The following is a 16,822-nucleotide window of genomic DNA, read 5'->3' as shown; positions in this document are numbered from 1 at the left end:
AGTGAGTTCCGTGTCCCGCGCCGCGGCGTTCTTCGACCTCGACAAGACGGTCATCGCCAAGTCCAGCACCCTGGCCTTCGGCCGGCCGTTCTTCCACGGTGGGCTGATCAACCGGCGCGCCGTGCTGAAGACGGCCTACGCGCAGTTCGTCTTCTCCCTCGCCGGCGCCGACGCCCAGCAGATGGAACGGCTGCGCGCGCAGCTCACCGCCATGGTCACCGGCTGGGACGCCGCCACGGTGCACGAGATCGTCCGCGAGACCCTGCACGAGATCGTCGACCCGCTGGTCTACGCGGAGGCCGCCGACCTGATCGAGGAGCACCGCGCCGCGGGCCGGGAGATCGTCATCGTCTCCAGCAGCGGCGCGGAGATGGTGGAGCCGATCGGCGAGATGCTCGGCGTCGACCGGGTCGTGGCCACCCGCATGGTCACCGAGGACGGCCGGTACACCGGCGAGATCGACTTCTACGCCTACGGGGAGAACAAGGCCGAGGCGATGCGGCAGGTGGCCGCCGAGGGCGGCTACGACCTGGCCGACTGCTACGCCTACAGCGACTCGATCACCGACCTGCCGATGCTGGCGGCCGTCGGCCACCCGACCGCGGTCAACCCCGACCGGGGGTTGCGCAAGGCGGCGCTGCAGCACGGCTGGCCGGTGCGGCGCTTCGAGCGCCCGGTGCGGCTGCGCGCCCGGTTCTCGGTGCCCCCCACCCCGGTGGTCACCGGTGCGGCCATGGGCGTCGGCGCCGCCGTCGTCGGGCTGGCCTGGTACGCCCGGCACCGCGCGGTGCGCGCCGGGCTGGTCGCCCCCGACCCCGCGCCGGTCGCGGGCCGGTGGCGCCGCCGCGGCGCCTGACCGCCCGATCGCCCGACCGCCCGACCGCCCGACCGCCCGACCGCTCAGCGGCCCAGCCGCTCCCGCACGCCGTCCACCAGCGTCTTCAGCCCCGACACCGGCCGGAACGCGCGCGCCGCGGCGGTCAGCGCCGCCACCTCGTCCTCGGCCAGCGCCAGCTCGTCGGCCGCGGCATTCGCCTCCAGCTGCTCCACGCTCGACGCACCGGGGATGACCACGACCCGCGGCTGGGCGACCAGCCAGGCCAGCGCCACCTGCGCCGGCTTGGCGTCGTGGGCGTCGGCCACCTCGCGGAGGAGGTCGAGCAGCGGCGCGGCCCGCCGCAGGTTCTCGGTGCCGAAGAGCGGGTTGGCCGCCCGCACCCCGCCCGGCCGGTTGCCCTCCGAGTAGCGCCCGCCGAGCAGCCCCTGCGCGAGCGGGCTGTAGGCGATGACCACCCGGCCCTCCCGCTCGGCGAAGGGGACGAGGTCCTCGAGCGGGCCCGCGTGCGCCAGGGAGAACTGGACCTGGTTGCTGAGCACCGGCGTCCCGAGCGCGGCGTCGGCGGCCCGCCAGCGGTCGAGGGAGTAGTTGGAGACCCCGGCCGCGCCGATCCGCCCCTCGTCGAGGAGGGTGCGGAACGCCGGCATGGGAACCGAGTCGGGGACCACGGGGTTGGCCTGGTGCACCTGGTACAGCGGGATGCGGTCCACCCCGAGCCGCCGGGCGCTGCCCGCCCAGCGCTGCCGCACCACCGGCGGGAACGGCGCGACCGGGAAGATCTTGCTGGCGACGACGACCTGGTCGCGCTCCTCCCCCAGCGCCGCACCCAGGATCCGCTCGCTGCGCCCGAAGCCGTAGACCTCCGCGGTGTCGAACAGCGTGATCCCGAGCTCGCGCGCCCGGCGGACGATGTCCCGCGCCCCGGTGTCGGCGTAGCTGTCGCCGTAGCCCCACTCGCGGGACCCGAACTGCCAGGTGCCCAGACCGATCCGGCTGACCGGGCCGAGCCCGGGGACGTCGAGGGTGCGCATGCCCCCAGTCTCAGCCGCGGAGCAGGCTCTCGCAGATCGCCAGGCCCTCCAGGGCCCCGTGCTCGGTGGCCCGGCAGCAGTGCACCAGCCACGCGGCGACGCCGTCCGGGGTGCCGGAGGCGTACGCCGCCAGCGCCTCGCCGTAGGCGTCGCGGCCCAGCTCGGCGAAGCCCACCTCGGGCACCGACACCGCCTTGGGGTCCAGCCCGCGCGAGATGCCGGTCAACCGGGCGGCGGCCCGGGCGACGACGCCGTCGGCCACCCCGAACGGTGCCAGCGCGGCCAGCTCCCCGTGCACCAGCCCGGCGACGATCGTGGCCGGCACCGCCGTGACCCCGGTGGCGATCGAGAACAGCCCGGCCAGCCGCGGGCCGGCGTGCACCCCCGGGCGGCCGAGCGCGGCCGGGTCGGCGAGGTCGGCCGCCGCGAGGACGTGCAGCCGGGCGAGCACCTGCCCCGGCGCCTTCGGCCACGTCTCCACCATGGCGCCCAGCGCCGCGGACGCCCGCAGCGCGCCCTGGACGACCGGGTCGGTGACGGAGCCCGCCCGCAGGTCGGCCAGGGGGATGTCGACGCCGGCCAGAGCGGCCGAGGCGCGGGCGCCGCGCAGCGCCGACTCGGTGCTCACCCCCGCCGACTCGCGGCGCAGCACCCGGTGGCCGAGCAGCCGGTCGACGCCGGCACGGGCGGCGTCGGCGGCCGCGCGCACCCCGGGGAGCTCGAGCAGCGGGGCCAGCGGGTCGGGGGCGCCCGGAGGGGTCGCGGGGCGGCCGGCGCCGGAACGGACGGGGATGCTCACGGGACGACGGTACGAGGCGGCCGGCCGGAGATCCCGCAGACCCCTGCCCTACGCTGCCTCCTTGCCATGGCCACCCCCATCACCCTCCTGCTCGTGCGGCACGGGCAGAGCGAGTGGAACGCGGCCGGCCGCATGCAGGGCCAGACCGCGCACGTGCCGCTCACGCAGCTGGGCCACCGGCAGGCCGAGGTGGCCGCCGAGGAGCTGGCCGGCCTGCGCCCCGGCGCCCTGCTGTCCAGCGACCTGCTGCGCGCCGTCCAGACCGCCGAGCACTGCGCGCGGACCACCGGCCTGACCTTCACCACCACCCCGGCCCTGCGCGAGCAGGGCTACGGCGTGCTGGAGGGCCGCCCCTCGCACGAGCTGTGGGACGTCGTGGACTGGTCCGACGCGCACTGGTCCGCCGACGGCGGGGAGAGCCTGGCCGAACTGCACGCCCGGGTCGCGGCGTTCCTGACCCAGTTGTGCGCGGAGCCGCCGGCCGACGTCGTCGCCCTGGTCACCCACGGCGACACGATCCGGGCGGCGCAGGCGGTGGCGGCGGGCCTCGGCCCGGACGCGATGCCGGCGATCACGCCGCACAACGGCTCGGTGACCCGGCTCGAGGTCTGCGAGTGACGACGGGCCCGGCCGCACCGCGGCCGGGCCCCGTCCCAGTTCAGCGCCGCCGGAGGAGGCCCTGCACCACGCGGCCGATGCCGCCGCCGGAGGCCGCGGGAGCTCCGCGGCCCCGGCCGGATGCGGCGCGCGTGGTGGCGCGGCCCATGCCGCGCCCCGGCCGCACCCTGCCGCGTCCACCCCGGGCCGTTCCCCGGGTTGCGCTCTGCGCCGTGCCCATCAGCTTGCCGAGAATGCTCATTCGTCCCTGGTGCCCGCCGACGGCCGTCCCGACGCGCGAGCGGGCCGGCCGCCGCGGGTGACCGGGCGTGCCGTCACGCTGGGACCGCCCGCGGGGACGGTGCGCCAGGTCAGCCGGTGACCTCGACCAGGTCGATGACGAAGACGAGCGTGGAGCCTGCCGGGATGGGACCGCGGTCCTGGTCGCCGTAGCCGAGCTCGCTAGGGATCACCACGACCCGCCGGCCACCGACCTGCATCCCGGTGATGCCCTGGTCGAACCCCTCGATGACCTGCCCGGCCCCGAGCGTCACCGGCAGGGTCTCGTCGGCCCCCCGGCTCCAGGAGGAGTCGAACTCCTCACCGCTCTCGTAGAAGGCGCCGACGTACTTCACCGCCACGCTGCTGCCCTCGACGGCCTTCTCGCCGTCGCCCACGACGACGTCCTGGACCTCCAGCTCCGTCGGGGCCGGGGCGTCGCTCTCCGGGACGTCGGGGACCTCGGTGAGGTCGGCCGGGATCTCCTCGGCCACCTGCTCGGCCACCGACGACGTCGCCGCGTCCTCGTTCCCCCCGCACGCGCTCAGGGCGAGGGTCAGCGCGAGGATCGCGCCGGGGACGGTGCGGCGGGACATGGGGCCTCCAGGGCGGTGGGGTGCTCAGGTCTGGTCCGGCGAGCCAGGACGTCGCTCGCCGAGGGCGGGGCGCGCATCGCACGCCCCGCCCATCGTCCCAGAGGATCCGGTCCGGCTCAGGCGGCGCCGAGGGCGTCGGCCATCCGGTGGTGCACGACCGCCTCGCTCCCCCGGCTCTGCCGCTCCAGCGTGCGGGCCAGCGCCCGGCGGGCCCAGCCGTTGCTCGGCGCCCGGTCCACCAGCCGGGCCAGCGACTCCTCGGCCGGGGCGAGCTGCGCCGAGCCGTAGTAGGCCCGGGCCAGCAGCTCCAGCGCCGCCTCGTTGTGCGGCTCGGCCTCGACGACCGGCCGCATGATGCGCGCGGCCTCGGCGGGCTGCCCCATGTTCAGGAAGAGGTCGGCCCGGAGGAACTCCGAGTGCAGGTCGAGCTCGAACTCCCGTGTCATGCCCGCCTCAACGCCGGCCCGGTCCGCACGCTTCCCGCGCTCAGTCCTCCGGCTCCGGGTGGCGGGCGCCCGCGGCCAGCTCGGTGCCGTCGGCCACCCTGGCCTCCCGGCCGACCAGCGTGATGTCGCCCTCCCCGCCCACCGAGGCGCCCTTCCCGACGTCCACGTTGTCGTCGAGCACGGCCCGCGTGACCGTGGCCCCCGCCCGCACCCGCACGCCGGGCAGGAGCACCGAGTCGAGCACCGTCGCGCCCGGCTCGACCACCACGCCCGGGGAGAGCACCGACCCCCGCACGTTGCCGGAGATCCGGGTACCGCCGGACAGCAGGCTGTTCTCGATCCGCCCGTCCTCGAGCACGCGGGCGGCGCTGTGCCGGCCGCCCCGGGTGTGGATCGGCCAGCGCGGGTCGTCGAGGTCCAGCGGCGGCTCCGCGTCGAGGAACTCCCGGTGCGTCCGCCAGTAGGAGTCGACGGTGCCGACGTCCCGCCAGTAGCCGTCCAGCGGGTGGGCTCGGGCGAGCCCCTCCTCCGTCTGCGCCGGCAGCAGGGAGTCGCCGAGGTCCTCCAGCCCGTCCTCGCCGGCCTCGTCGTTCAGCGCCTCCAGCCGGTCCAGCGTCGGCACCGGGGAGAACACGAACACCTCGTTGGTCGCCGTCGTCGTCGCCGGGTTTTCGGGCTTGTAGGCGTAGCCGGTCACCCGGCGGCCCTCCCCGACCTCGACGATGCCGTAGCGGGAGGCGTCGTCCGCCTCGACCTCGGTGGTCACCATCGTCACCTCGGCACCGGAGGCGAGGTGGCCGTCGACGACGTCCCGGTAGTCCAGCTTGTAGACGGCGTCGGAGCTCACGACCACGAGCGCGTCGGGGGCGAACTGCCGGATCAGCTCGGACTGCCGCCACAGGCCGTCGGCGGTGCCCTCGGTGAAGCCGCCCCGCTCGCTGCCCTGGAACGGCGGCAGCATCATCAGGCCGCCGTTGGTGCGGTCGAGGTCCCAGGGGCGACCACCGCCCAGGTGCTCGTTCACCGACTGCGGCTGGTACTGCACCGACACCCACACGTCGGCGATCGCCGAGTGCTCGCAGTTCGACAATGGGAAGTCGATCAGCCGGTACACCCCCGCGAACGGGACCGAGGGCTTCGCCCGTCGTTCGGTGAGCAGTTCCAGCCGGTTGCCCTTGCCACCGGCGAGCACGAGCACGAGGACCTTCGGGAGCGCCATGCGCCCTCAGCTACCCCGCCGCTGCGAGGCCCACCCGCACGGTCAGCCGCGCCGCACCGAACCCACGAACCCGGCGATCCGCTCGCGCAGCTCCATGGCCCGCTCGGCGACCACCTCCGCGGGGTCCCGCTCCTGCAGCCACGGCGGGATCTCCGTGCGCACCCGCTCGGAGCAGCGCAGGTCGGCGCAGATGTAGGTGCCCACGGTGTTGCCGTTGCGGCCCGCCTCGCCGGCCCGCTTGGCGGTGAACAGCGACACCCCGTCGCCGGGCTGCGCGGTCTGGCAGAGCAGGCACATCACCGACGTCCGGCCGGACATCCGGCTCTCCGCCGCCCGGACGGCGATCCCGACGGTCTCGCCGTCGACGTCGGCGACCAGGTAGCCGCGCAGCGGCGCCTTCGGGTCGCGCCAGCCGAGCACGTCCTGCTCGCTCCAGTCGAGCTCGCCGAAGTCCCTGGGCAGGGCGAGGGTCTTCGCCTCGCCGCGCGAGCAGTTGACGAACGAGCGCCGGACCTCGGTCTCGGTCAGCGGTCTCACCGGGCGTGCCTCTTCCTCGGGGGTGCGGATGGCCGCCGAGGATCATCGGTGATCGTGCCGGGAACCTCACCCGGTTTTCGCCGGGCCCGGCTCAGGCGGGGAGCTCGCCCTCCGGGCCGGCCGCCTCGGCGAGCAGCCGCTCGCGCTGGTCGGCGGGCAGCAGGTCGACGTACACGGTGCCGTCCAGGTGGTCCACCTCGTGCTGCAGGCAGCGGGCCGCCATGCCGGTCGCCTCGATCGTCACCGGGTCACCGTGCAGGTCCACCCCGTCCACCCGCGCGCGGAAGGCCCGCGGCAGCTCGGCGTAGGGCCCCGGGACCGAGAGGCAGCCCTCCTCGGTGACCTCCTCCGCCGGGTCGTCACCGGCCGGGCCGGGGATGGTCAGCGACGGGTTGACCACGTAGCCGACGACGTCCTCCCCGTCGGCGTCGGGGCAGTCGATGACGAACACCCGGGCGTCCACGCCGATCTGGTTGGCCGCCAGCCCGACCCCGTCGGCGGCCTCCATGCTGGCGAACATGTCGAGCACCAGCCGGCGCAGCGCGTCGTCGAAGGCGGTGACCTCGGCGCAGCCGCGGTGCAGGACCGGGTTGCTGCCGTAGGTGACGATCGGCCGGGCGACGCCGTCGTAACGGCCGAACAGGCGCATGCCGACCGATCCTAGGGACGCCGTCCCGGCCGGCACCCGGGGACGGGGCCCTTGGCACCATGACGCCGTGCGCCGCCCGCTCCCCGATGCCGCGACCGCGCTGGGCCTGGCCGCCGGCGCGCTGGCCGACCTCGCCCTCGCCGATCCGCGCCGCGGGCACCCGGTCGCCGGCTTCGGCACCGTCGCGGCGGCCCTCGAGCGCCGGCTCTGGCGCGACTCGCGCGCCGCCGGTGCGGGTCACTGGCTGCTGCTGGTCGCCGGTGCGGTCGCCGTGGGCCGGGCCGCCGACCGGGGCACGCGGGGACGGCCCGCGCTGCGCGCGACGGCGACGGCCGCCGCGACCTGGGCGGTGCTCGGCGGCACGTCGCTGGGCCGGACGGCCGGGCGCATGCACGACGCGCTGGCCGCCGGCGACCTCGCCACGGCCCGCGCCACCCTGCCGTGGCTCGCCGGCCGCGACCCGGACGCCCTCGACGCGTCGGGCCTGGCCCGCGCGACCGTGGAGTCGGTCGCCGAGAACACCTCCGACGCCGCCGTCGCGCCGCTGCTCTGGGGCGCGCTGGCCGGGCTGCCCGGGCTGCTCGGCTACCGGGCGGTGAACACCCTGGACGCGATGGTGGGCCACCGCTCCCCCCGCTACGCCCGCTTCGGCTGGGCCGCCGCCCGCGCCGACGACGTCGCCAACTGGGCGCCCGCCCGGCTGACCGCCGCCCTGACGGTGGCGTGCGCGCCGCTGGCCGGCGGCTCGCCGGCCGGCGCCTGGCGGGTCTGGCGGCGCGACGGCGCCGCGCACCCGAGCCCGAACGCCGGCCGCTGCGAGGCGTCGCTGGCCGGGGCGCTCGGGCTGCGGCTGGGCGGCCGGAACGTCTACGGCTCCCGGGTGGAGGACCGGCCGGTCCTCGGCGACGGCGGGCCACCGGCGCCGGCCGACGTCCTCCGCGCCGTGCGGCTGTCCCGGGCGGTCTGGCTGGCCGCCGCCGCGCTGGCCACCGCGCTCCGGGTTGCCCTGGGTGGGTCGCGTCGCGGACCGTTCGGGAGAATGCGACAGCTGCCGCCGGCAGGCCCCGAAGTGCCCGGAAGGGGACGTGCCCCGTGGTCTACCTCATCGCCCGCCTGATCCTCCGCCCGCTGTTCCTGCTGTGCCGGCCCCGGGTGACCGGCAAGGAGAACGTGCCGGCCACCGGGCCGTTCATCATCGCCAGCAACCACCTGTCCTTCATCGACAGCATCGCCATCCCGCTCATGGCCCCGCGCCGGGTCGGCTACCTCGCCAAGGCCGAGTACTTCACCGGCTCGGGGGTGCGCGGCTGGCTGATCCGCACCCTGTTCACCGCGCTCGGGGCCCTGCCGGTCGAGCGGGAGACCCACCGCGCGGCCCAGGAGGCGCTGGATACCGCCATGACCGTGCTGCGCGACGGCGGCGGCTTCGGCATCTACCCGGAGGGGACCCGCTCGCGCGACGGCCGGCTGGCGCGCGGCAAGACCGGGGTCGCCTGGCTGGCGCTGACCGCCGACTGCCCGGTGGTGCCCGTGGGGATCACCGGCACCGACCGCATCCAGCCGGTGGGGGCCCGCTGGCCCTGGCCCCGGCGCTTCGCGATCACCTTCGGCGAGCCGATGACCTTCCCCGAGCACCGCGGCAAGGCGGGCAACGGCCGGGCCCGCCGGGAGGTGACCGACCGGATCATGGTCGCGATCGCGGAGCTCTCCGGTCAGGAGAAGGCCGGCTGGGACGCGCCCCGCGAGACCGCGTGAGCGGGGCGCTGCTCGTCGCCGGCACCACCTCCGACGCCGGCAAGTCGCTGGTCACCGCGGGCATCTGCCGCTGGCTGGTCCGCCAGGGCGTCTCGGTGGCGCCGTTCAAGGCGCAGAACATGAGCAACAACTCCATGGTCACCCCCGACGGCGCGGAGATCGGCCGGGCCCAGGTGATGCAGGCGGCCGCCGCGCGGGTCGAGCCGGAGGCGGCCATGAACCCGGTGCTGCTCAAGCCGGGCGGGGAGAACTCCAGCCAGGTCGTCGTCCTGGGCCGGCCGGTGGCCGACGTGACCGCGCTGTCCTACCGGCCGATGAAGGCGGCGCTGCTGGAACAGGTGCTCGCGTCGCTGGCGGACCTGCGGGCGCGGTTCGACGTCGTCGTCTGCGAGGGCGCGGGCTCTCCCACCGAGATCAACCTGCGGGCCGACGACATCGCCAACATGGGCCTGGCCACCGCCGCGGACCTTCCCGTCGTCGTGGTCGGCGACATCGACCGCGGCGGGGTCTTCGCGGCCCTGCACGGCACGGTGGCGCTGATGCCGCCGGCCGACCAGCGGCTGGTCGCGGGGTTCCTGGTGAACAAGTTCCGCGGGGACGTCCGGCTGCTCCGGCCCGGGCTGGACCAGCTCGCCGCGCTCACCGGCCGGCCGGCGCTGGGCGTGCTGCCCTGGCTCGACGGCCTCGAGCTGGACGTCGAGGACTCGCTGAACGTGCCTCGCTCGTCGGCCGGCACCGCGCCGTTCGGGGACGACGTCCTCCGCGTCTCGGTCGCCCGCCTCCCCCGGCTGTCGAACTTCACCGACCTGGACGCGCTGGCCGCCGAGCCCGGCGTCCTGGTGCGCTACGCCACCCGCCCGGAGGAGCTCGCCGACGCCGACCTCGTCGTCCTCCCGGGCACCCGCGCGACGGTCGCCGACCTGGCGTGGCTGCGCCGCACCGGCCTGGCCGACGGCGTGCTGCGCCGGGCCGCCGCGGGGACGCCGGTGCTCGGCATCTGCGGCGGGCACCAGATGCTGGCCCGCACCATCACCGACGACGTGGAGTCCCGCGCCGGCACGGTGCCTGCGCTGGGGCTGCTGCCGGCCGACGTCCGCTTCGCCCGGGAGAAGACGCTGGCCCGCCCGGCCGGGGCGGCCCTGGGGCACCCGGTGCGCGGCTACGAGATCCACCACGGCGTCGTGACGGTGGACACCGACGCCGAGCCGTTCCTCGACGGCGCGCGGGCCGGCGCGGTCTTCGGGACGACGTGGCACGGCGCGCTGGAGAACGACGGCTTCCGCCGCGCCTTCCTCACCGAGGTCGCCCGCCTCACCGGCCGCCGGTTCGTCCCGGCCCCGGGCACCGACTTCGCCGCCGTCCGCGAGGCGCGGCTGGACCGGCTGGGCGACCTGGTCGCCGAGCACGCCGACACCGACGCGCTGTGGCGGCTGATCGAGCACGGGCCGCCGCCCGGGCTCCCGCTGCTGCCGCCGGGCGCGGGCTTCAGCGCGCGGTGAGCCGCGCCCGCACGTCGTCCGGCCACGGCGCGGCGCGGCCGTCGGCGACGCAGACGTAGGTGGTGCGGACGACGCAGCAGATCCGCTCGCCCACCCGCACGGTGAAGCGCACCGCCACGCTGGTGCGCCCGACCCGCTCGGTCTCGGCGTCCACGGTGACGGTGTCGCCCCAGCGGGCGGACGAGCTCCACTCCAGCGCGCTGGCCTTCACCACCGGGTCCACCCCGCGGGCGACCAGCTCGTCCCAGGTGAGCCCCTGGGCGGCCCACCACCCGTTGGAGGCCTCGTCGGCCCAGGTCAGGTAGTGCGGCGTTGAACACGACGCCCTGCTGATCGCACTCGACGTATCGGACCGGGGAGCTCCACACCTGCGGCACGAGGCGCCAGGCTAGTAGGGCGGTGCGGCTACGGTCGTCGGGTGCCCGCTGCCACCCCGCCCCCGATGCCCACCGACGAACCGGCGCTGGCCGGGTACCGGACGCCGGGCGGCCTGGTGCTGGACAAGGTGATCGACCACCTCGACGCCCACTGCCGGGAGTTCATCGCGCACGCCCCCTTCGCGACGCTCGCGACGGCCGACGCCGAGGGCTGGCCGGACGTCTCGCCGCGCGGCGGCGACCCGGGCTTCGTGCACGTCCTCGACGAGCGCCGGCTGCTGCTGCCGGACCGGCCGGGCAACTACCGCGTCGACAGCCTGCGGAACCTGACGGTCAACCCGCGGGCCGCGCTGATGTTCCTCGTCCCCGGCGTCGAGCAGACCCTGCGGGTGTACGGCACGACCACGCTGGTCGCGCCGGAGGAGCTGGCGGTGGATCTCACCGAGTTCGGCCGGGCGCCGCTGTCGGTGCTGGTCATGGAGGTGCGCCGGGCCTACTTCCAGTGCCCGAAGTCGGTCATGCGCTCGGGGCTGTGGGACCCCGCCCGCCAGGTGGCCCCCGGTGTGCTCACGCCGTTCGGCCGGGTGATCCGCGACCACTGCGCGCTGGAGACCGACCTGCCGGACGACGCCACGATCCGGGCGGAGCTGGCCCAGGAGCTCTGAGCCGGCGATCTGTCGGTGGGCGGTCCTAGCCTGCGCGCATGGCGTTGGACTTCCAGGTCACCATCGACTGCCGCTCGCCGCACGAGCTGGCCGACTGGTGGGCCGAGGCGCTCGGCTGGGCGGTCGAGCCGCAGGACGAGGCGTTCATCCGCCGGATGGTCGCGGCCGGGATGGCCGCCGAGTCCGACACCACCACCCACCGGGGCCGGCTGGTGTGGCGGGTGGGCGCGGCCCTCACGCCACCGGAGCCCGGGCGCCCCCGGGTGCTCTTCCAGGCAGTTCCCGAACCGAAGACGGGGAAGAACCGGCTGCACCTCGACGTGCGGGTGGGCGCCGAGCAGCGGGAGGCCGAGGTCGCCCGGCTGGTGGCCCTCGGGGCGACCGAGCTCTGGCGCGGGTCGCAGGGGCCCCTCCAGTGGGTCACCCTCGCCGATCCGGAGGGCAACGAGTTCTGCCTCGCCTGAGGGCTCAGCCGGCGCGGAGGTCGCGGGCGAGCCGGCGGTCGGCCACCGCTCGCTCGGTGAACGCACGGACGCGTTCGCGCCGGGGTCTGCGGTCGGCGCCGCGGTAGCGCGCGTCCTCCACCAGCTGGAAGGCGGCGAGCACGCTCGCCTTGACCTCTCGCGCCCTCGGGACGGGCGGTCGGGCCGGCTCGGCCGAAGTCATGGAGACCCCCTTCTCCCAGGGGCCCCGCCAGGCACCCCTGTGGGCCCATGGTGCCCCCCTTTCGGCAGCGCCAATCCTGTCGGTGACCAATTGGTGCCCATGTGTCACATGTGACAGTGCGAGACGCTTTCGTGTCCTCCGGCGCCCGGTCCGACCCTCCCCCGCCCGCCTACCGTGCTGCCATGGCCGCACCCCGGGGACTCGTCCGCACCGTCGCGCGGCTGACCGGCCGGGTGGCCGGCGCGCTCGGCCGGCGGCCCGCCGCGGCCCGGCGGGCCGGCCCGGACGTCGACTACCGGCCGCGCGCGGACGGCCGCCCCGACCCGGGCGAGGTCGTGTGGACGTGGGTGCCGTTCGACGAGGGCGACGGCCGCGGCAAGGATCGTCCGGTGCTGGTGATCGGGCGGCGCGGGGACGAGCTGCTCGGGCTTCTGCTGAGCAGCCAGGACCACGACCGCGACGCCGCCGACGAGGCCCGGCACGGCCGGCACTGGACCGACATCGGCACCGGACCGTGGGACGCGCGGGGGCGGCCCAGCGAGGTGCGCCTGGACCGGCTGCTGGTGCTCGACCCGGCGCGGGTGCGGCGGGAGGGGGCGGCGCTGGACCGCGCCCGGTTCGACCGCGTCGTCGCCGCGGCCCGCCGCGTGCAGGGCTGGTAGCCGCGCTCAGTCGGCGAGCCGGTCCTCGTGGGTGAGCCGCTGGGCCGGGGGCCGCAGGTGGTAGATGCCCGCCTGCTCGCCGACCACCTGCAGGTCGTACCGGTGCACCACCTTGGGGCCGCCGTGCAGGTGCACGTGCGTGACCGTCGGCAGCGGATCACCGTGCCGGGCCTCCCGGATCTGCACCCTCCCGTCGAGGGGGCCGCCGACGAACAGCAGCACCGCGCCATCGGTGCCGCTCCCGGTGGCGGCTGCGTTCTCCTCGGACAGCTGGCTCTCCTCCCCCTCGTGCGCCGGCCCACGAGAGTAGGCCCGCCACCGCCGTCCGGGAACGCCGCGGCTCACCTGGGCCGCCTCCGCCGCAGCCACCGGGCCACCAGCGGGGCGCTGAACAGCATCACGAACAGCCGCAGCACCTGCACCGAGAGCACGAAGGTGGTGTCGGCGCCGGCGTCCCGGGCCGTGGCCAGCACCGCGTACAGACCACCCGGCGTCGTCGCCAGGTAGCCGTCCAGCGCGCCGGCCCCGGTGGCGGCGGCCAGCAGCCCGCCCAGCCCGGCACAGGCGGCGATGAGCGCCACGGTGATGCCCAGGGCCAGCGGCAGCGCGCGGCCGATCGTGCGCAGGCTGTCCCGGGTGAAGCTGATGCCGACCTGCACGCCGATGACGAGGAAGGCGGCGTTCTCCACCGGCACGGGCACCTCCGCCCCGCCGGCCAGCCCGGTCAGGTCGGCTACCGCCGCGGCGACGAGCGGGCCGAGCAGCGCGGCCACCGGCAGCCGCACCAGCCGCCCGGCGACCACCCCCACGACGGCGCAGGCGGCGGTGAACGCCAGCCCGGCGAGCCAGCCGGGCCCGTCCGCGTCCCCGGGGACGACGCCGGTCCCGGTGGTCCCGCCGTAGGCGGTGGTGGCGACGACCGGCATCAGCAGCACGATGAGCAGCACCCGCAGGTACTGCAGGACGGCGACCATCCGCGCGTCGGCGCCCAGCTCGCGGGCCATCACCACGATCCCGGACGCGCCGCCGGCGATCATGGAGAAGGCGCCGGTGACCGGGCTGATGTCCCGGTGCAGCCGCAGGGTCAGGCCGGCCAGCAGGCTCAGCAGCAGCGTGGCCACGGTGACCAGCAGCACCGGCAGCCAGTCGGCGGCGACCGCCCGCAGCGTGTCCGGGTCGACCAGCACCCCCATGGCCACCCCGATCACGGCCTGACCGGCGGCGCCCGCCGGCGCGGGGACGCGGGGCGCGGCCGGGAGGGCCAGCGCCCGGACCAGGCCGGCGAGCAGCCCGCCGAACAGCGCCGGCGAGGGCAGCCCGGCGAGGTCGAGCAGCAGGGTGATCGCGACCGCCCCGGCGACGACGAGCAGGACGTCGAGGAGCACCGCGCCGCGCCACCGCCGCACCCGGTCCCCCGTCCTCGCGCACCCTGCCGGGCACACTCTGCCGGGAGCTCGCCCGGGACGCGGCGTCAGCCCCAGGAAGGCGGCGTCAGCCCCCGGTGATCCGCCGCAGCTCGGCGACGTGCGCGTCGAACGCGGCCCGGCCCGCGGCGGTCAGGCCCAGGCTGGTGCGCACCCGGGAGGCCCGGGTGGCCTTGCGGACCGTCACGTAGCCCGCCTCCTCCAGCTGCCTGACGTGCTTGGAGAGGACCGAGTCGCTCACCCCCACCTGCTCGCGGACGGTCGCGAAGTCCATGCTCTCGACGACGGCGAGCAGCCCGCACACCTGCAGGCGGGGCGGGGCGTGGATCACCGGGTCGAACCGTGGCGTGACAGCGGTCACAGCTCGCCGCGGAGCTGGGCGACGAACAGCTGCCCGGACCGCCGACTGAGGACCGTGACGACGACCCCGCACGCGGCCGAGACACCGGCCACCAGCCACGGCATGGCGAACGACATGCCGAGCCCGGCGGCGACCGCCCAGGCGACGCAGCAGGCCAGCCACAGCCGCAGCAGCGGCTGCAGCCCCGGGCGGTCGGCGCTCGGCCACAGGCCCGTGCGGCGGCGGTAGTACGTGACCAGCCCGTAGATGCCCAGCAGGAACACGGCCAGGGCGGCGGCGATCAGCAGCCAGTTCCGCGTCGCGTAGGAGCCGAAGAAGAGGAAGACCAGGGCGCCGAGGGCGACGTCCCACCACCACGGCTGGAGGACGCGGTCGGCCAGGGCCGCGCGGTCGGACCGCAGGGCCGCCAGCTGGGTGCGGGCGTCGTGCTCGTCGCTTTCCATGTCGGAAAGCGTGCTCGTCACTTTCCGATCCGTCAAGTGGCGCCACGCGGCCGTTACACGGCCGTGGTCTCATGGCGGTCCGCCCGGACGACCGCGAAGAGGAGACGTGACCGATCTGCGCCACCACGGGGACGCCGAGCTGGCGCCCGGCCTGGTCGACCTCGCGGTGAACGTGCGGGCCGGCACACCCCCGGCCTGGCTGACCGACGTCCTGCACCGCGCGCTGGCCGACAGTGCCGCCTACCCCGACGGCACCCGCGCGCGGACCGCGGTCGCCACCGCCCACGGGCGCGACCCCGCCGAGGTGCTGCTGACCGCGGGCGCCGCCGAGGCGTTCGTGCTGCTGGCCCGGGCCCTGCGCCCCCGGCACGCCGTCGTCGTCCACCCGTCCTTCACCGAGCCGGAGGCGGCGCTGCGGGCCGCCGGCCACCCGGTCACCCGGCACCTCCTCTCCCCCGGCGACGGCTACCGGCTCGACCCCGCGGCGATCCCCGCCGACGCCGACCTCGTGGTGCTGGGCAACCCGACCAACCCGACGTCGGTGCTGCACCCGGCCGGCGACCTGGCCGCGCTGACCCGGCCGGGGCGGGTGGTCCTCGTCGACGAGGCGTTCGCCGACACGGTGCCCGGCGAGCCCGGGTCGCTGGCCGGGCGCACCGATCTCCCCGGCCTGCTCGTCGTGCGCAGCCTGACCAAGACCTGGGGTCTGGCCGGGGTGCGCGTGGGCTACGCGCTGGGGCCGGCGGAGCTGATCGCCGCCATGGCCGCGCAGCAGCCGCCGTGGCCGGTGAGCACCCCCGCGCTGGCGGCACTGGTGGCCTGCAGCGCGCCGGCGGCCCGCGCAGAGGCGCACCAGGCCGCGGTCACGCTGACCGGCGACCGGGCGGCGCTGCTCGACGCCCTGCCCCCGGGCGTGCAGGTGCTCGGCGAGCCGCGATCCTCGTTCGTGCTGCTGCGCGTGCCCGACGGCGGCCGGGTGCGCCAGGAGCTGCGCGACGCCGGCTGGGCGGTCCGCCGCGGGGAGTCCTTCCCCGGCCTGACCGCCGACCACCTCCGGGTGGCCGTCCGGGACCCGGGCACCTCCCGCGCCTTCTGCGCGGCGCTCGCTGGGATCCTGTCCGCAGCACCCCCGACCGGGCCCGCCCCGGAGCCCGCCGCCGGCGTCCCCGAGGAGATCCGCTGAACGCCACCCCGGTGCCCCCCGAGTCGGGCACGGTCTACCCGGTCGGGCTGCGGCTGCGCGACCGGCTCGTCGTGGTCGTCGGCGGTGGCCGCGTGGCGCACCGCCGCGTGGCCGGCCTGCTCGAGGCGCGGGCCCGCGTGGTCGTGGTCAGCCCCCAGGTCACGCCCGCGGTGGAGTCGCTGGCCGCCAGCCGCGGCGTCACCTGGCACCGGCGCCCGTACCGGCCCGGCGACCTCCGGGACGCCTGGTACGCCGTCGCGGCCACCGACGACCCGGCGGTGAACGCCGCCGTGGCCGCCGAGGCGGAGGACGCGCGGATCTTCTGCGCCCGGGCCGACGACCGCGCGGCCTCCAGCGTCTGGACGCCGGCCGTCGGCCGGCAGGGCGAGCTGGTCATCGGGGTGCACGGCGGCGGGGACCCGCAGCGCGCCATCGGCGTCCGGGACGCGATCGTCGCCGGGCTGACCGACGGCAGCGTGGGCGACCGGGCGGCCCGCCCCGCCCCCGGCGGCAGCGTGGTCCTCGTGGGCGGCGGACCGGGCGACCCGGGGCTGATCACCGTCCGCGGCCGGCAGGCGCTGGCGCACGCCGACGTCGTCGTCGCCGACCACCTGGGACCACAGTCCCTGCTCGCCTCGCTGCCCCCCGAGGTCGAGATCGTCGACGCCTCGAAGCTGCCCCGCGGCCGGTTCATGGCGCAGGAGCGGATCAACGCGCTGCTGGTCGAGCACGCCCGCGCCGGCAAGCGGGTCGTGCGCCTCAAGGGCGGCGACCCGTTCGTCTTCGGCCGCGGCTA

The 16,822-nt window shown here is 76.5% G+C and carries 23 protein-coding genes; 10 read left to right on the top strand and 13 right to left on the bottom strand.

Going from position 1 to position 16,822, the window contains the following annotated elements; translation table 11 throughout:
• The first annotated feature begins 10 nt into the window (after positions 1–10).
• Positions 11–856, top strand: coding sequence for an HAD family hydrolase (locus BD833_RS17945; protein ID WP_166534523.1), 846 nt, complete (start codon positions 11–13; stop codon positions 854–856).
• 44 nt (positions 857–900) lie between these two features.
• Here BD833_RS17945 and BD833_RS17940 read toward each other — a convergent pair whose 3' ends face one another.
• Both BD833_RS17940 and BD833_RS17935 read right to left on the bottom strand, forming a co-directional pair.
• Positions 901–1,869 (bottom strand): aldo/keto reductase, encoded by a 969-nt coding sequence (locus BD833_RS17940; RefSeq protein ID WP_166534522.1) that lies wholly within the window; start codon positions 1,867–1,869, stop codon positions 901–903.
• 10 nt (positions 1,870–1,879) lie between these two features.
• Positions 1,880–2,668 (bottom strand): Fic family protein, encoded by a 789-nt coding sequence (locus tag BD833_RS17935; RefSeq protein ID WP_166534521.1) that lies wholly within the window; start codon positions 2,666–2,668, stop codon positions 1,880–1,882.
• A 66-nt stretch (positions 2,669–2,734) separates the two neighbouring features.
• On the opposite strand from BD833_RS17935, the gene BD833_RS17930 reads away from it, so the two are divergent.
• On the top strand, positions 2,735–3,286 hold the full coding sequence (locus BD833_RS17930; protein ID WP_166534520.1) for a histidine phosphatase family protein: 552 nt from the start codon (positions 2,735–2,737) through the stop codon (positions 3,284–3,286).
• Positions 3,287–3,636: 350 nt separating this feature from the next.
• Here the strand turns inward: BD833_RS17930 and BD833_RS17925 are convergent, their stop codons facing one another.
• From BD833_RS17925 to def, 5 genes are all read right to left on the bottom strand, one after another.
• Positions 3,637–4,140, bottom strand: coding sequence for an FKBP-type peptidyl-prolyl cis-trans isomerase (locus tag BD833_RS17925; protein ID WP_166534519.1), 504 nt, complete (start codon positions 4,138–4,140; stop codon positions 3,637–3,639).
• A 116-nt stretch (positions 4,141–4,256) separates the two neighbouring features.
• Positions 4,257–4,586 carry a tetratricopeptide repeat protein gene (locus BD833_RS17920; RefSeq protein ID WP_166534518.1) on the bottom strand — a complete coding sequence of 110 codons (330 nt, stop codon included), beginning with the start codon at positions 4,584–4,586 and terminating at the stop codon, positions 4,257–4,259.
• A 40-nt stretch (positions 4,587–4,626) separates the two neighbouring features.
• A complete protein-coding gene (locus tag BD833_RS17915; RefSeq protein ID WP_166534517.1) occupies positions 4,627–5,805 on the bottom strand; it encodes a glucose-1-phosphate adenylyltransferase family protein in 1,179 nt (392 codons plus the stop codon).
• Between the two features lie 42 nt (positions 5,806–5,847).
• The gene (locus tag BD833_RS17910) at positions 5,848–6,342 is read right to left on the bottom strand and encodes an FBP domain-containing protein (protein ID WP_166534516.1); all 495 of its coding nucleotides are present in this window, start codon (positions 6,340–6,342) and stop codon (positions 5,848–5,850) included.
• Positions 6,343–6,433: 91 nt separating this feature from the next.
• On the bottom strand, positions 6,434–6,991 hold the full coding sequence (gene def / locus BD833_RS17905; RefSeq protein ID WP_166534515.1) for a peptide deformylase: 558 nt from the start codon (positions 6,989–6,991) through the stop codon (positions 6,434–6,436).
• A gap of 67 nt (positions 6,992–7,058) precedes the next feature.
• On the opposite strand from def, the gene BD833_RS17900 reads away from it, so the two are divergent.
• From BD833_RS17900 to BD833_RS17890, 3 genes are read left to right on the top strand one after another with little or no spacing between them, the layout of a single operon-like run.
• Positions 7,059–8,108 (top strand): cobalamin biosynthesis protein, encoded by a 1,050-nt coding sequence (locus BD833_RS17900; protein WP_243737772.1) that lies wholly within the window; start codon positions 7,059–7,061, stop codon positions 8,106–8,108.
• Positions 8,084–8,746 (top strand): lysophospholipid acyltransferase family protein, encoded by a 663-nt coding sequence (locus BD833_RS17895; protein WP_166534513.1) that lies wholly within the window; start codon positions 8,084–8,086, stop codon positions 8,744–8,746. Before BD833_RS17900 ends, BD833_RS17895 begins: the two co-directional genes overlap by 25 nt.
• A complete protein-coding gene (locus BD833_RS17890) occupies positions 8,743–10,245 on the top strand; it encodes a cobyric acid synthase (protein WP_166534512.1) in 1,503 nt (500 codons plus the stop codon). Before BD833_RS17895 ends, BD833_RS17890 begins: the two co-directional genes overlap by 4 nt.
• Here the strand turns inward: BD833_RS17890 and BD833_RS17885 are convergent.
• A complete protein-coding gene (locus tag BD833_RS17885) occupies positions 10,232–10,546 on the bottom strand; it encodes an acyl-CoA thioesterase (RefSeq protein WP_243737784.1) in 315 nt (104 codons plus the stop codon). The genes BD833_RS17890 and BD833_RS17885 overlap by 14 nt on opposite strands.
• A gap of 117 nt (positions 10,547–10,663) precedes the next feature.
• Between BD833_RS17885 and BD833_RS17880 the strand changes: the two genes are divergently transcribed.
• Positions 10,664–11,287: an MSMEG_1061 family FMN-dependent PPOX-type flavoprotein gene (locus tag BD833_RS17880; protein WP_243737771.1), complete on the top strand. Its 624-nt coding sequence runs from the start codon at positions 10,664–10,666 to the stop codon at positions 11,285–11,287.
• Positions 11,288–11,325: 38 nt separating this feature from the next.
• Complete coding sequence (locus BD833_RS17875) at positions 11,326–11,751, top strand: VOC family protein (protein WP_166534511.1); 426 nt, start codon at positions 11,326–11,328, stop codon at positions 11,749–11,751.
• Positions 11,752–11,755: 4 nt separating this feature from the next.
• Here BD833_RS17875 and BD833_RS17870 read toward each other — a convergent pair whose 3' ends face one another.
• A complete protein-coding gene (locus BD833_RS17870) occupies positions 11,756–11,953 on the bottom strand; it encodes a hypothetical protein (RefSeq protein ID WP_166534510.1) in 198 nt (65 codons plus the stop codon).
• Positions 11,954–12,135: 182 nt separating this feature from the next.
• Here BD833_RS17870 and BD833_RS17865 point away from each other — a divergent pair, with 182 nt between their 5' ends.
• Positions 12,136–12,615 carry a type II toxin-antitoxin system PemK/MazF family toxin gene (locus BD833_RS17865; protein ID WP_166534509.1) on the top strand — a complete coding sequence of 160 codons (480 nt, stop codon included), beginning with the start codon at positions 12,136–12,138 and terminating at the stop codon, positions 12,613–12,615.
• A gap of 6 nt (positions 12,616–12,621) precedes the next feature.
• Here BD833_RS17865 and BD833_RS23075 read toward each other — a convergent pair whose 3' ends face one another.
• The 4 genes from BD833_RS23075 to BD833_RS17845 all read right to left on the bottom strand — a co-directional run bounded on the left by BD833_RS23075 (position 12,622) and on the right by BD833_RS17845 (position 14,843).
• Positions 12,622–12,984, bottom strand: coding sequence for a hypothetical protein (locus BD833_RS23075; protein WP_243737770.1), 363 nt, complete (start codon positions 12,982–12,984; stop codon positions 12,622–12,624).
• Positions 12,957–14,021 carry an AbrB family transcriptional regulator gene (locus tag BD833_RS17855; RefSeq protein ID WP_166534508.1) on the bottom strand — a complete coding sequence of 355 codons (1,065 nt, stop codon included), beginning with the start codon at positions 14,019–14,021 and terminating at the stop codon, positions 12,957–12,959. Before BD833_RS17855 ends, BD833_RS23075 begins: the two co-directional genes overlap by 28 nt.
• Positions 14,022–14,106: 85 nt before the next feature.
• Positions 14,107–14,370 (bottom strand): transcriptional regulator, encoded by a 264-nt coding sequence (locus BD833_RS17850; RefSeq protein ID WP_243737769.1) that lies wholly within the window; start codon positions 14,368–14,370, stop codon positions 14,107–14,109.
• Between the two features lie 26 nt (positions 14,371–14,396).
• A complete protein-coding gene (locus tag BD833_RS17845) occupies positions 14,397–14,843 on the bottom strand; it encodes a hypothetical protein (protein ID WP_166534506.1) in 447 nt (148 codons plus the stop codon).
• A gap of 106 nt (positions 14,844–14,949) precedes the next feature.
• Between BD833_RS17845 and cobC the strand changes: the two genes are divergently transcribed.
• Together cobC and BD833_RS17835 are read left to right on the top strand one after the other, a co-directional pair.
• Positions 14,950–16,026 (top strand): Rv2231c family histidinol phosphate aminotransferase CobC, encoded by a 1,077-nt coding sequence (cobC, locus tag BD833_RS17840; RefSeq protein WP_243737768.1) that lies wholly within the window; start codon positions 14,950–14,952, stop codon positions 16,024–16,026.
• Between the two features lie 11 nt (positions 16,027–16,037).
• On the top strand, positions 16,038–16,822 hold a 785-nt coding region (locus BD833_RS17835; RefSeq protein ID WP_243737767.1), incomplete at its 3' end, for a siroheme synthase.

Origin of the sequence: Blastococcus xanthinilyticus, from assembly GCF_008124835.1 — a bacterium.
GTDB classification, from domain to species: domain Bacteria; phylum Actinomycetota; class Actinomycetes; order Mycobacteriales; family Geodermatophilaceae; genus Blastococcus; species Blastococcus xanthinilyticus.
Note: the sequence above shows the minus strand (reverse complement) of the source record. Positions and strands in the feature narration are given on the sequence as shown.

What these genes read in the sequence shown, in the direction of transcription:
- BD833_RS17940 (WP_166534522.1), bottom strand. Translation starts at nt 1,869, where the DNA reads ATGCGCACCCTCGACGTCCCCGGGCTCGGCCCGGTCAGCCGGATCGGT.
- BD833_RS17930 (WP_166534520.1), top strand. Translation starts at nt 2,735, where the DNA reads ATGGCCACCCCCATCACCCTCCTGCTCGTGCGGCACGGGCAGAGCGAG.
- BD833_RS17925 (WP_166534519.1), bottom strand. Translation starts at nt 4,140, where the DNA reads ATGTCCCGCCGCACCGTCCCCGGCGCGATCCTCGCGCTGACCCTCGCC.
- BD833_RS17920 (WP_166534518.1), bottom strand. Translation starts at nt 4,586, where the DNA reads ATGACACGGGAGTTCGAGCTCGACCTGCACTCGGAGTTCCTCCGGGCC.
- BD833_RS17915 (WP_166534517.1), bottom strand. Translation starts at nt 5,805, where the DNA reads ATGGCGCTCCCGAAGGTCCTCGTGCTCGTGCTCGCCGGTGGCAAGGGC.
- def (WP_166534515.1), bottom strand. Translation starts at nt 6,991, where the DNA reads ATGCGCCTGTTCGGCCGTTACGACGGCGTCGCCCGGCCGATCGTCACC.
- BD833_RS17875 (WP_166534511.1), top strand. Translation starts at nt 11,326, where the DNA reads ATGGCGTTGGACTTCCAGGTCACCATCGACTGCCGCTCGCCGCACGAG.
- BD833_RS17870 (WP_166534510.1), bottom strand. Translation starts at nt 11,953, where the DNA reads ATGACTTCGGCCGAGCCGGCCCGACCGCCCGTCCCGAGGGCGCGAGAG.
- BD833_RS17865 (WP_166534509.1), top strand. Translation starts at nt 12,136, where the DNA reads ATGGCCGCACCCCGGGGACTCGTCCGCACCGTCGCGCGGCTGACCGGC.
- BD833_RS17845 (WP_166534506.1), bottom strand. Translation starts at nt 14,843, where the DNA reads ATGGAAAGCGACGAGCACGACGCCCGCACCCAGCTGGCGGCCCTGCGG.